This window comes from Shewanella sp. BF02_Schw, assembly GCF_014596695.2.
Lineage (GTDB): Bacteria > Pseudomonadota > Gammaproteobacteria > Enterobacterales > Shewanellaceae > Shewanella.
In genome coordinates, this window is sequence record NZ_JABKAW020000007.1 from 67204 (window position 1) to 79742 (window position 12539).

The 12539-nt window shown below is 41.0% G+C and carries 11 protein-coding genes and 3 tRNA genes; 13 read left to right on the forward strand and 1 reads right to left on the reverse strand.

Features of this window, described 5'->3' with window-relative positions; translation table 11 throughout:
- Window positions 1-40: 40 nt before the first annotated feature.
- Window positions 41-1102 (reverse strand): small ribosomal subunit biogenesis GTPase RsgA, encoded by a 1062-nt coding sequence (gene rsgA / locus HNW13_RS20220; RefSeq protein ID WP_101085231.1) that lies wholly within the window; start codon window positions 1100-1102, stop codon window positions 41-43.
- 112 nt (window positions 1103-1214) lie between these two features.
- Between rsgA and orn the strand changes: the two genes are divergently transcribed.
- The 13 genes from orn to hflC all read left to right on the forward strand — a co-directional run bounded on the left by orn (window position 1215) and on the right by hflC (window position 12301).
- Window positions 1215-1760 (forward strand): oligoribonuclease, encoded by a 546-nt coding sequence (gene orn, locus HNW13_RS20225; RefSeq protein WP_011638756.1) that lies wholly within the window; start codon window positions 1215-1217, stop codon window positions 1758-1760.
- A gap of 197 nt (window positions 1761-1957) precedes the next feature.
- Window positions 1958-2033: transfer RNA gene (locus tag HNW13_RS20230), tRNA-Gly, on the forward strand.
- 36 nt (window positions 2034-2069) lie between these two features.
- Window positions 2070-2145 (forward strand) — tRNA-Gly (locus HNW13_RS20235).
- Between the two features lie 93 nt (window positions 2146-2238).
- A tRNA-Gly gene (locus HNW13_RS20240) sits at window positions 2239-2314 on the forward strand.
- A gap of 1018 nt (window positions 2315-3332) precedes the next feature.
- Entirely contained in the window at window positions 3333-3788 is a 456-nt protein-coding gene (locus HNW13_RS20245; RefSeq protein WP_101085232.1) for a hypothetical protein, read from the forward strand.
- 172 nt (window positions 3789-3960) lie between these two features.
- Window positions 3961-4419: a tRNA (adenosine(37)-N6)-threonylcarbamoyltransferase complex ATPase subunit type 1 TsaE gene (gene tsaE, locus HNW13_RS20250; RefSeq protein ID WP_101085233.1), complete on the forward strand. Its 459-nt coding sequence runs from the start codon at window positions 3961-3963 to the stop codon at window positions 4417-4419.
- A 41-nt stretch (window positions 4420-4460) separates the two neighbouring features.
- The gene (locus HNW13_RS20255) at window positions 4461-5765 is read left to right on the forward strand and encodes an N-acetylmuramoyl-L-alanine amidase (protein WP_242445088.1); all 1305 of its coding nucleotides are present in this window, start codon (window positions 4461-4463) and stop codon (window positions 5763-5765) included.
- A gap of 1 nt (window position 5766) precedes the next feature.
- Window positions 5767-7629 carry a DNA mismatch repair endonuclease MutL gene (mutL, locus tag HNW13_RS20260; protein ID WP_162023871.1) on the forward strand — a complete coding sequence of 621 codons (1863 nt, stop codon included), beginning with the start codon at window positions 5767-5769 and terminating at the stop codon, window positions 7627-7629.
- 1 nt (window position 7630) lies between these two features.
- Complete coding sequence (miaA, locus tag HNW13_RS20265; RefSeq protein ID WP_101085236.1) at window positions 7631-8557, forward strand: tRNA (adenosine(37)-N6)-dimethylallyltransferase MiaA; 927 nt, start codon at window positions 7631-7633, stop codon at window positions 8555-8557.
- Between the two features lie 83 nt (window positions 8558-8640).
- Entirely contained in the window at window positions 8641-8898 is a 258-nt protein-coding gene (gene hfq, locus HNW13_RS20270; protein ID WP_011638750.1) for an RNA chaperone Hfq, read from the forward strand.
- Window positions 8899-8918: 20 nt separating this feature from the next.
- The gene (hflX, locus tag HNW13_RS20275) at window positions 8919-10226 is read left to right on the forward strand and encodes a ribosome rescue GTPase HflX (RefSeq protein ID WP_101085237.1); all 1308 of its coding nucleotides are present in this window, start codon (window positions 8919-8921) and stop codon (window positions 10224-10226) included.
- Between the two features lie 33 nt (window positions 10227-10259).
- Complete coding sequence (hflK, locus tag HNW13_RS20280; RefSeq protein ID WP_101085238.1) at window positions 10260-11420, forward strand: FtsH protease activity modulator HflK; 1161 nt, start codon at window positions 10260-10262, stop codon at window positions 11418-11420.
- 2 nt (window positions 11421-11422) lie between these two features.
- Window positions 11423-12301 carry a protease modulator HflC gene (gene hflC, locus HNW13_RS20285; RefSeq protein WP_101085239.1) on the forward strand — a complete coding sequence of 293 codons (879 nt, stop codon included), beginning with the start codon at window positions 11423-11425 and terminating at the stop codon, window positions 12299-12301.
- Window positions 12302-12539 lie beyond the last annotated feature (238 nt).

The window sequence follows — 12539 nt, forward strand, 5'->3', positions numbered from 1 at the left end:
TCTAATCTGGTTGAACCATAAAATATTATTCTATTGAGTATTATTCATCAATAGCACGAAAATGTCGTGCATGACGTTGCTCGTCTAAACTGGCAATAATACGTTGGTAATTACTAAAGCGGTCTTGAGTTATCTTTCCATCAGCTAAAGCCTGCTGTAAAGCACAACCTGGGTCGTCGCCATGTTTACAATCGCGGAACTTACACGATCCTAAAAAGTCTCTAAACTCAACAAAACACCAGCCCACTCTGATGGCATCCAAATGCCACAAGGCAAATTCGCGAACACCAGGTGAGTCGATTAAATCACCGCCGCTGACAAAGTGCAGTAATTTGGCTGTGGTTGTAGTGTGCTGTCCTAAACCTGAGTTGCCAGAGACATCTCCGATCAACAATTCAGCATCAGGCATTAATGCATTGATTAAAGAAGACTTGCCAACACCAGACTGACCAGCAAAAACACTGACGCTGTTATTGAGTAATTCTTTAAGGTCTTCAACGCCTTCACCGGTGTGACTACTGACGCGGAAAACCTGATAACCAATATTTTGGTAACGCGTTAATGCCGTTTCGATTTCATCACGATTAGTGTCATCCAATAAATCAATTTTATTGAGAATGATGATCGGTGTGATATCTGTATCTTCTGAAGCCACTAAGTATCGGTCAATAATTTGAGTGGTAAAGCTGGGCAATACCGATGACACAATTAAGATTTGATCAATGTTGGCGGCAATAATTTTTACGCCGTCGTATAAATCTGGTCGAGTTAAAGAAGATTTTCGAGGGTGAACGGCGATAACAATGCCACCGATACTGGAGCCAGATTGGACTTCTGTCGCTAATCGGACCACCACTTTATCACCAGTAACTAAACTGGTTACTGCGCGGCGAATATTACACCGCGATACAGTACCGTCAGCCGTTTCGATGTCGGCATGCTGACCAAAGCGCGAAATAACCACTCCAGCTTGCTCAGGGCCTAAGAGATTATCCTGTAACTCAGCTTGTTGAGTGTCATCGTCACCGCGCTTTAATCGCTTGGTTTGATTCGCTCGCATTCGGCGTAATTGGCCTTGGCTTAGGGGTTTCTTTTTACTCACTGGCTTATCTTCATTAAATAGGTGTTTTTTTGTGTGTCAAAAAAACAGTATGATACACACTCTTTTATAAAAATGCCTGAATTTAGGCGACAGATAACATAAGGCGGCATAAATGGCTGTTGATGCGAATAATCTAATTTGGGTTGATTTGGAAATGACAGGCTTAGAACCAGATGTCGATCGAGTCATTGAAATTGCAACCTTAGTGACCGACCAAGAACTCAATATCATTGCTCAAGGCCCTGTTCTAGCCATTTATCAGACCGATGAAGTACTAGCAGGCATGGATGATTGGAACCAAAAACATCACGGAGAGTCTGGATTAGTTGACCGTGTGCGTGCCAGTAAATGTTCTGAACAAGATGCGATAGCACAAACGATTGATTTTTTAGCTCAGTACGTGCCTAAAGGCGCATCGCCAATGTGCGGTAATAGTATTGGTCAAGATCGTCGCTTCTTGAATAAGTACATGTTGGAACTTGAAGAGTTCTTTCATTATCGCAACATTGATGTCAGCACAGTTAAAGAATTGGTTCGTCGTTGGAGTCCTGAAACAATGAATGGCTTCAGCAAGAAAAATACTCACCAAGCATTAGAAGATATTAAGGAATCTATTGCTGAAATGCAGTTTTATCGCAAAGAAGTATTTAAAATTTAACCAATCGAACAATTTTTTTTAAAAAGGGGGTTGCAGCATAGTAAAATTTACCTATAATGCGGCCTCAACTTTCTACAGAGCGCCAAACTCTGAGTCATAGAAAGTTGTAATGAAATTTGAAAGTACGCGACATTAGCTCAGTTGGCATAGGTTGAAAGACGATACCTTGTTGATTGTAACAATGAAGCAAACAGTACGCGACATTAGCTCAGTTGGTAGAGCGATACCTTGCCAAGGTATAGGTCATCAGTTCGAACCTGATATGTCGCTCCAAATTTCTATATGATTTTAAAAGAAAGTGAAATATGTGCGACATTAGCTCAGTTGGTAGAGCGATACCTTGCCAAGGTATAGGTCATCAGTTCGAACCTGATATGTCGCTCCAATTTTCTACATGATTTTGTAATGCGACATTAGCTCAGTTGGCATAGGTTGAAAGACGATACCTTGTTGATTGTTACAATGAAGCAAACAGTACGCGACATTAGCTCAGTTGGTAGAGCGATACCTTGCCAAGGTATAGGTCATCAGTTCGAACCTGATATGTCGCTCCAAATCACTTCCCTAGTTTAAAATACAACATTAGCTCAGTTGCGCTTTTAGAAAATGCGATACCTTTTTGTTTGCCAAGCTAGACGTCATAAAGCGGTCATCAGTTCGAACCACTCTTTATTTATAAAGAAACGTCGCTCCAAATCACTTCCCTAGTTTAAAATACAACATTAGCTCAGTTGCGCTTTTAGAAAATGCGATACCTTTTTGTTTGCCAAGCTAGACGTCATAAAGCGGTCATCAGTTCGAACCACTCTTTATTTATAAAGAAACGTCGCTCCGAATCACTTCCCTAGTTTGAAATGCGACATTAGCTCAGTTGCGCCCTTAGAAAATGCGATACCTTTTTGTTTGCCAAGCTAGACGTCATAAAGCGGTCATCAGTTCGAACCACTTTTTATTTATAAAGAAACGTCGCTCCAAATCACTTCCCTAGTTTGAAATCCCTAGTTTGAAATGCGACATTAGCTCAGTTGCGCTTTTAGAAAATACGCTACCTTTTTGTTTGCCAAGCTAGACGTCATAAAGCGGTCATCAGTTCGAACCCCTCTTTATTTATAAAGAAACGTCGCTCCAAATCACTTCCTTCTTAATCCTATTTGCTCCAAATCTTCTTTGTTCTAAATCTTACGAATAACTACAGCGACATTAGCTCAGTTGCGCTTTTAGACTATGCGCTACCTTTTGATTGCCAAGCTAGACGTCATAAAGCGATCATCCGTTCGAACCATTATTGAGAAACGTATAGCTCGATCTACATTTTTTAATAGCCATCAATCCGAGTCTAATTCAGTCTGAACCTTATTATTTTAATAAATTTGCATCATTTGTGTTTGAGCAAATCTTTTTGCAATCAACAAATAAGTGATCTAGTACTCACTTCTTCATGGATCTCTAAAGTAAGCGCATATTGGTGAAGTAAAACATGATCTGCTTCAAATCATTTACTGTTGTAATCTTTGATAATCAACTCAAGATAGATTTTCCTAAGAAGTTAGGGCTTTAAACGAGGTGAGTTTTATGCGGATCCAACAACTAAGTGAGCTACTTGATTACGTTGCTAATTGCCATCTCGATATGGAGAAATTATATAAGCGCTTAGATCGTAATGCAGATTCCTCTCGAGTTAAGATGATGTTGACTTATTTTCAACAACACCAAAGACATATTTACGAAACGTTAGAAAGCTATATTGAAGATGCACCATCAAGAATATTAAATACTTGGTATAAAGACATTACTTTTGAAGATTTTAGCAAGCGTTGCAATGAAACGTCACTCCCTGCCAATATGAAAGAAGACGAAGTGCTTGAATTGCATTTAGACCTAGAAAACCGCTTAATCGCGTTACTAGAAAAAACAGCTATTAGTAGCCCAACTGATGAAATTAAAAGTGCATTAATGGACTTAGTCCGTGTTGCACAAACACAACAAAAACGTTTAGTTCATAGCACCATCCGTATGGATGACATTTAAACGAGGCGTTGAAAATTTAATATAACTTCCTGAAGTGTGATTTTGCCAGCTATTCCCAGTAGCTGGTTTTTTTATTAACAAAAAATAACCACTATAACAGTGGGAGTTCCCCGGTAACTTCTGGTATATTTAGCATTCTTGTATCTCTTTTTTATGGAAGCTGACTTTACACATGACATCGCTGTTTAAAACCCTTGAAAATGAACAAGCTACTGTTGCCCTTGGACAACAAATTGCACAGTGGATAAAGCCGCCACTCACTATTTATCTTACGGGGGATTTAGGGGCGGGTAAAACAACGTTTAGTCGAGGCATTATTCAAAGTTTAGGTCATCAAGGCGCGGTGAAAAGTCCGACATACACCTTGGTCGAGCCCTATGAATTTAATGATATGGATGTATTTCATTTTGACCTATATCGATTAGCTGACCCAGAAGAACTCGAGTATATGGGTATCCGTGATTATTTTACTGACAGAAGTGTGTGTCTAGTTGAATGGCCTAATAATGGTCATGGATTACTCCCTGAGGCTGACATCCATTTGCATTTGCGTTATAAAGAATCTCAAAGACAAATTGAATTACAAGGCTTATCCCCTGCTGGGCAGGCAATTATAAATAAAATAAAATAATAATGACTTTAAAAAATACGTTTTTTACCTCTGTAGTATTCATGCTGTTGTTTTTGCAGTCTAATGTGGTTTGGGCTGCCAACCAACTTGATAGCGTGCGCATTTGGGCTGCCCCAGAATCGACGCGAGTGGTGTTCGATTTAACTCAATCACCTAATTATGACAGCTTTACCTTAACCGGTCCTCATCGTTTAGTGGTCGACATTCAAGATACTGGCGCCAAGATTAATTTAGATAAAATAGCTAACAATAGTAAAATTATCAAAAAGATACGCTTTAGTTCTCCACCTAAAAAAGGTGTATTGCGTCTGGTTATGGATTTAACTAAACCGGTAAAGTCCAGTCTATTTACATTGCCTCCAACCGCTCCTTATGGCAACCGCCTTGTCGTCGATTTAGAAGATTCTAACGGCGAGTCGCCAACGGTGAATACGGTCAGTCGTTCTGCTAATCAGTCATCTAGAGATATTGTGATCGCCATTGATGCTGGACACGGTGGTGAAGATCCTGGCTCAATTGGCCCCTCTGGGACTTACGAAAAGCGTGTGGTGATGGAAATTGCAACGCGTTTAGCCAGCAAAATTAATCAAACAGCAGGAATGCGTGCTGTGATGACGAGACGTGGTGATTATTATATTCATCCAAATAAACGCTCTGAGCTGGCTCGTAATATTAAAGCAGATTTATTGATTTCAATTCATGCAGATGCATTTACTTCTCCTCAGCCTCAGGGCGCATCGGTTTGGGTATTATCTATGCGCCGTGCAAATACTGAAATTGGTCGTTGGCTTGAGCAAAAAGAGAAGCACTCTGAGTTATTAGGGGGTGCTGGAGAAATTATTCAAAACTCTGATAGCGAACAATATTTAGCCATGACCCTTTTAGATATGTCGATGAATAGTTCTATGGCGATAAGTAATTCTATTGCTGGCGATGTATTAAAAGATCTCAACAGTGTCACCAAATTACATAAGCATAAACCAGAAGCTGCTAGTTTGGCGGTACTTAAATCGCCGGATATACCTTCAATTCTGGTGGAAACAGGTTTTATTTCTAATCCACAAGAAGAGCGTTTACTAAGAAACCCAGCGCATCAAGAAAAGATAGCCCGCGCCATCCATTCGGGAGTGCAACGTTATTTTGCTAGTAATGCGCCCAGTGATACTTTGATTGCTAAAACACGCTCTGACAGCTCGCAAACACAAAAGCATAAAGTACAACGTGGTGAGTCATTGTCTGTTATCGCTCAGCGATACCGCGTTTCTATTTCACGTTTAAAGCAGGCTAATAACTTGAAGTCAGACGTGGTTCGTGTTGGTCAACATCTTGTGATCCCAAGGGCTTAATATGGCTATTCAGCTGCTACCACCTCAACTTGCAAACCAAATCGCAGCCGGTGAAGTAGTGGAACGTCCGGCTTCGGTGGTCAAAGAACTGGTTGAAAACAGTTTAGATGCTGGTGCGACTAGAGTTGATATTGATATCGACAAAGGCGGCAGCAAGCTTATTCGTATTCGCGATAATGGTGCGGGTATTCCTAAAGATGAGTTGGCATTGGCGTTATCGCGTCACGCAACCTCAAAAGTACATACGCTCGATGACCTCGAAGCTATTTTAAGCTTTGGTTTTCGGGGCGAGGCCTTGGCCAGTATTAGTTCGGTGTCGCGATTAACATTAACGTCGAAAACTGCAGAGCAATCTGAAGCTTGGCAGGCCTATGCTGAAGGCTCGCAAATGGACGTGAAAGTGACTCCTGCTGCGCATCCTCAAGGCTCGACTATTGATGTGGTCGATTTATTTTTTAATACTCCCGCCAGACGCCGTTTTTTAAAAAGTGATAAAACTGAATTTACTCATATAGATGAGTGGTTAAAGCGCATAGCCATTGTTCGTAGCGATATTCACTTTACCCTGACACACAATGGTAAGTTAGTACGTCAGTATCGTCCTGCTAATACTGACATTCAAACTCAACAACGTTTGGCGCAAATTTGTGGCAGAGCTTTTGCTGAACAGGCATTGAGCATTGCTTGTGAACACGATGATTTATTATTAACGGGTTATCTGCAGTCGCCACAAGACACTGTTATCACCGATACCAACTTTTTTTATGTCAACGGACGCTTAATTAGAGACCGATTGGTTAACCATGCCGTAAAACAAGCATTTGCTGAATATGGTATTGAACATCAGCCGGGCTATGTGTTGATGTTATCACTTGACCCACATCAAGTAGATGTCAATGTTCATCCTGCTAAGCATGAAGTGCGGTTTCATCAATCTCGTTATGTACATGACTTTATTTTACAAGCGGTGCAATCGGCATTAGTCGAAATGCCTTTGTTACCTTTATCAGATGAATTAGAACATCATGATACTGTTGTAACAATGCACACCGAATCAAACATGATGCATGATGCGAAAGTGGCCGATACCACAGAAGACATTTTTACACTTAATCATGGTTCGAGTAAGACGATTAACAGCGTTAGTCAATTTGGTTCGATGCATGTACCTGGTAAGACAAATGGCTCATCTGGTGGCTATTCAGCTGCAATTAAGCCTAGTTATGGTACAAAGCCTTCTGGTGCATCTTCATCTGCCCAGACGAAAACCGCTATTGCTAATTATGGGCAGTTGTTGCATACCCCGATGAATAGCGCGGTATCCTATGTTAACGAGGCTGTACATCAAGTTGCCATGCCGCCGTTATTAGCGGGTGAGCATTGGGTTATCTGTAAAGATGATAAGCTGTCATTACTGTCGATAAAAACCGTGTTATTGGCAGTAAGAAAGAAAGACATAGCAACCAAATTAGCTAACGGTTTAGTGTCGCAACCTTTATTAATGCCTGTGTCTTTAGCCGCAGATTTGGACTGGATAGAAACCTTAGCCGCTCGTGATCAATTACTGCGTCAAATGGGTATTGAATTAACAATTCGCTTCCAACAGTTGATTATTAAAAAAGTGCCCCCATATTTGAGGGAATGCCAACTTGCTATTGTGATCCCAGAGTTACTGCAATGGATACAATTAGAGCAACCTACAGAAAGCGCTATCGTAGGTTGGTTGGCACAACAAAGTTTATCGCAATTTGAGCCAGCTCAAGCTTTATGGCTGCAATTTTGTTCACTTGACGATGAAACGCAACAAACTTGTTATGACCAAGAGCGCATAATGCCTTGGCAAAATTGGATGAAAGATAATTAACGTGAATAGTGTCGATAAGCCGAAAGTGATTTTTTTAATGGGGCCTACCGCCTCAGGCAAAACGGCATTAGCCATTGATATGGCAACTCAATATAATTGTGAAATTATCTCAGTAGATTCTGCGTTGATCTATCGTGATATGAATATAGGGTCTGCTAAACCCAGTGCTGAAGAGCTGGAAATGGCTCCGCATAAATTAATTGATATTCTTGACCCTAGCGAAAGTTATTCCGCGGCAGATTTTCGCCGTGATGCATTATTGGCTATCGAAGACATTATTAGCCGTGGTAAGACCCCTTTACTCGTGGGTGGCACCATGATGTATTTTAAGGCATTGTTAGAAGGCTTATCACCTTTACCCAGTGCTGATGAAGCTATTAGGCAACAAATATTAGCGCAAGCGCAAACCGAGGGTTGGGATGCGCTGCATCAAGAATTGTGTAATATTGACCCTGTTGCTGGAGAAAGAATTCATCCTAACGATCCACAACGATTGTCGCGGGCTTTAGAGGTTTATCGGATCAGTGGCAAAACAATGACTGAATTGACACAAACTAAGTCAGCCGCTTTGCCGTATGATGTAGTGCAATTTGCTATTGCACCAAACGATCGAAAAGTATTACATGAGTTAATCGCAAAGCGTTTTAATATCATGTTAGAGCAAGGTTTTATCGAAGAAGTTGCGCGTTTGAAAGCGCGTGATGATTTGCATTTAGAGCTACCATCTATGCGTTGCGTTGGTTACAGACAGTGCTGGCAGTACCTAGATAATGAATTTGATCATGCGACAATGGTCGAAAAAGCTACCGCAGCCACTAGGCAATTGGCTAAACGTCAATTAACATGGTTGAGGAGCTGGCCAGATTTACAGTGGCTTGAAAGTGGTGTAGAAGGGAATTTAGTTACGCTTATGCGACAAAGCCGCTAGCTTATTAGCTGTTGCTGTATAATACTAAAACTAAACAATAAAACTTAATTCAACATATTTTAAAATAAAAAAGGAAATTGAAAATGGCTAAGGGGCAATCTTTACAAGACCCATTTTTGAACGCATTGCGTCGAGAGCGTGTACCAGTCTCTATCTATTTAGTGAATGGTATTAAATTACAAGGCCAAGTTGAGTCATTCGATCAATTTGTTATCTTGTTGAAAAATACTGTAAGCCAAATGGTTTACAAACACGCTATTTCAACAGTCGTACCAGCACGCCCATTTAATGTTTCTGCTCACCAGGGTACTGCCCATGGTGAAGAAAGCGATGCTGAATAATTTGAAAAGGAATATAATTTTTGTTTGATCGTTATGAAGCGGGTGAAACAGCTGTATTGGTTCATATAGACTTTTCAGACGAAGAGCGTCGAGAAGATCTAATTGAATTACAGTTGTTAGTTGAATCTGCTGGTGCTCGCTCTGTTGGAGTGATTACTGGCAGCAGACGCTCGCCGGACCGAAAGTTTTTTATTGGTTCCGGTAAAGCAGAAGAACTTGCTGCTATGGTCGCTGCTACTGAAGCCAATGTAGTGATTTTTAATCATGCATTGAGTCCAGCTCAAGAGCGTAATCTTGAAGTGGTGTGTCAGTGTCGAGTCTTAGATCGAACTACGTTGATCCTTGATATTTTTGCTCAACGAGCGAGAACTCATGAAGGTAAGATGCAAGTGGAGCTAGCGCAATTGCGCCACATGTCGACACGCCTAATTCGTGGTTGGACTCATTTAGAGCGACAAAAAGGTGGTATCGGGATGCGAGGGCCGGGTGAGACCCAGCTCGAAACAGACCGACGTTTATTACGAGGCCGGATTAAGAATATTAATCGACGCCTCGATAAAGTAGATAAACAACGTGAGCAAAGCCGACGAGCTCGTAAGCGCAGTGATTTAGCGACTGTGTCTTTAGTAGGCTATACAAATGCGGGTAAATCGACATTATTTAATGCGCTAACGTCATCGGATGTTTATGCAGCCGATCAGTTATTCGCAACATTAGATCCGACACTGCGTAAATTATCGTTACCTGATGGTGCGGTGATTTTAGCGGATACTGTTGGCTTTATTCGTCATTTACCTCATGATCTCGTCGCAGCATTTAAAGCCACATTACAAGAAACTCGACAAGCTGAAATTCTTTTACATGTCGTTGATTGTGCTGATGACAATATGACTGAAAATTTTGACCAAGTACAAAGAGTATTGGAAGAAATTGATGCAGATGAAATCACTCAATTGATTGTATGCAATAAGATTGATTTACTTGAAGATTTCGCGCCTCGTATCGATTACGATGAAGATGGTAAACCTGAGAGGGTTTGGGTCTCTGCGCAAAAACGCATTGGATTTGATTTGCTGCTGAAAGCGATAACCGAATTAATCGGTGAAGTGATTTGCGAGCTTACATTGAAAATACCTGCATCAGCAGGACATTATCTTGGCCAGTTTTATCGACTGGATGCAATACAGCAGAAAGAGTATGACAATCTGGGGAACTGTATTTTATCTGTTCGTTTATCGGACGCCAATTGGCGCCGATTAGCTAAACAGAGTCAAGGGGAATTAGAGGCATTTATTTTTGAACCTTCAGAAGTAGACGCCACTTGTTAATCTCATTTATTTCATCCAATTATGGAGTGCTAAATGGCTTGGAATGAGCCCGGTAACAAGGGGAACAAAGACCCTTGGGGAAATAAAGGTGGTAACGATAAAGGGCCACCAGATCTTGACGAAGTATTTCGTAACCTATCAAAACGCTTTGGTGGCAAGGGAGGCGGTAGCGCCACTGGTCAGCCATTTAATTCATCTTTACTGATTATAATAGCAGTGATTGCCTTAATTATTTGGGCATTGTCTGGCTTATACACGGTTAAAGAAGCTGAGCGTGGAGTGTTACTCCGTTTTGGTCAGCACATCGGTGAAGTGAGTTCCGGTTTACATTGGAAAGCCACTTTTATTGACGATGTGACAATGGTTGATGTGGAAACGTTCCGTTCGATTCCAGCGTCTGGCAGAATGCTGACATCTGATGAAAATATCGTGAATGTTGAACTTGTGGTTCAATATAGCGTATCAGATGCTTATTCATACTTGTACAGTGCAGTCGATGCCAATTCGAGTTTACGTGAAGCGACTGATAGTGCGTTGCGCTATGTCATTGGGCATAATCGTATGGATGACATTTTAACCACTGGACGTGATGCTATTCGTCGTGATACTTGGACTGAGTTAGAGCGTATTATTGAGCCGTATAAATTAGGCTTGGAAATTCGTGATGTTAACTTTTTACCCGCTCGTCCTCCAGAAGAAGTAAAAGATGCATTTGATGATGCTATCTCTGCTCAGGAAGATGAACAGCGCTTTATTCGCGAAGCTGAAGCTTATGCTCGTGAAATCGAACCCAAAGCGCGTGGTCAAGTAGAGCGTATGGCACAACAAGCTAGTGCTTATAAAGAGCGTGAAGTTCTTGAAGCTAGAGGTAAAGTCGCTCGATTTGAGAAGTTATTACCTGAGTATAAAGCTGCTCCAGGTGTAACCCGAAATCGTTTATACATAGATGCGATGCAATCTGTGTTGGCTGATACAAATAAAGTTCTTATCGACACTAAGAGTAGCGGTAATCTGATGTATTTACCTTTGGATAAGCTGATGGATTCTTCTAAGAGTCTGCGCAATCAAGTAGAACCTGAGGTAGAACGTCACATCAATTCTGTTTCTAGTAGTGGTGTAGATACACCTATTACTAGCATGCCGACTGATGGTCGTCTCAGCCGCGAAGATCGTATTCGCCAAGGGAGGAACTAACAATGGGTAGATTAGCTCTGATCATTCTAGTGATCATTTTAGGGGTGAGTTTTTCCTCTTTGATGGTGGTAAGCGAAGGTGAGCGCGCGATTGTTGCACGTTTCGGTAAGGTGCTTAAAGATGGAGACGTAACAACCGTTTTTGCTCCTGGCCTTCACTTTAAATTACCTTTAGTCGATAAAGTTCGCTATCTGGATGCTCGTATCCAGACATTGGACGGCGCAGCAGATCGTTTTGTTACTTCTGAAAAGAAAGACTTAATGGTCGACTCTTATGTTAAGTGGCGTATTCGTGATTTTGAAAAGTACTATCTTTCTACCAATGGCGGTATTAAAGCCAATGCAGAAAGCTTATTACAAGCCAAAATTAGCAACGATTTACGTACTGAATTTGGTCGTCGCACAATCAAGGAAATTGTTTCAGGTAAGCGTGATGAATTGCAAACCGACGCATTAGAAAATGCTTCTGAAAGTGCACAAAATCTCGGTATTGAAGTAGTTGATGTGCGCGTAAAGCAAATTAATTTACCTGCTAATGTCAGTATTAGTATTTACCAACGTATGCGTGCTGAACGTCAAGCTGTGGCGAAAGAGCACCGTGCACAAGGTAAAGAACAAGCTGAAATTATCCGTGCGACTATTGATGCCAATGTGACAGTAAAGATTGCTGAAGCTGAACGTAAAGCCCTTACTATTCGTGGTGAAGGTGATGCATTAGCGGCAAAAATTTATGCTGATACCTACAGTAAAGATGCTGAGTTTTATAGTTTTTTACGTAGCCTAGAAGCATACAAAGAAAGTTTTGCCGGTAAAAATGACATTATGGTGTTAGAACCTGAAGGTGATTTCTTCAAGTACATGAAATCATCTAGCGTTAAATAATACCCGCGTATGTTTTTTGCATTAAAAAGCTCGGTTTTTACCGAGCTTTTTTGTGCCTATTATCTAGGTCTGTAGATCTTTACTGGTTGAATTTTGTTCGAGATAAAAATGTGTTAACCGAGGCGAGTAGATTACAGCCTATTAATCTAAGTAACCATCACGTCGAGAAGATGCACTCAACAAAGAGTAAAACGTTTTTAGCCGAACCCTTGTGCAGTGTTTGTGAGTCATTTCTACT

What these genes read in the sequence shown, in the direction of transcription:
- orn (WP_011638756.1), top strand. Translation starts at nt 1,215, where the DNA reads ATGGCTGTTGATGCGAATAATCTAATTTGGGTTGATTTGGAAATGACA.
- HNW13_RS20245 (WP_101085232.1), top strand. Translation starts at nt 3,333, where the DNA reads ATGCGGATCCAACAACTAAGTGAGCTACTTGATTACGTTGCTAATTGC.
- tsaE (WP_101085233.1), top strand. Translation starts at nt 3,961, where the DNA reads ATGACATCGCTGTTTAAAACCCTTGAAAATGAACAAGCTACTGTTGCC.
- HNW13_RS20255 (WP_242445088.1), top strand. Translation starts at nt 4,461, where the DNA reads ATGCTGTTGTTTTTGCAGTCTAATGTGGTTTGGGCTGCCAACCAACTT.
- mutL (WP_162023871.1), top strand. Translation starts at nt 5,767, where the DNA reads ATGGCTATTCAGCTGCTACCACCTCAACTTGCAAACCAAATCGCAGCC.
- hfq (WP_011638750.1), top strand. Translation starts at nt 8,641, where the DNA reads ATGGCTAAGGGGCAATCTTTACAAGACCCATTTTTGAACGCATTGCGT.
- hflK (WP_101085238.1), top strand. Translation starts at nt 10,260, where the DNA reads ATGGCTTGGAATGAGCCCGGTAACAAGGGGAACAAAGACCCTTGGGGA.
- hflC (WP_101085239.1), top strand. Translation starts at nt 11,423, where the DNA reads ATGGGTAGATTAGCTCTGATCATTCTAGTGATCATTTTAGGGGTGAGT.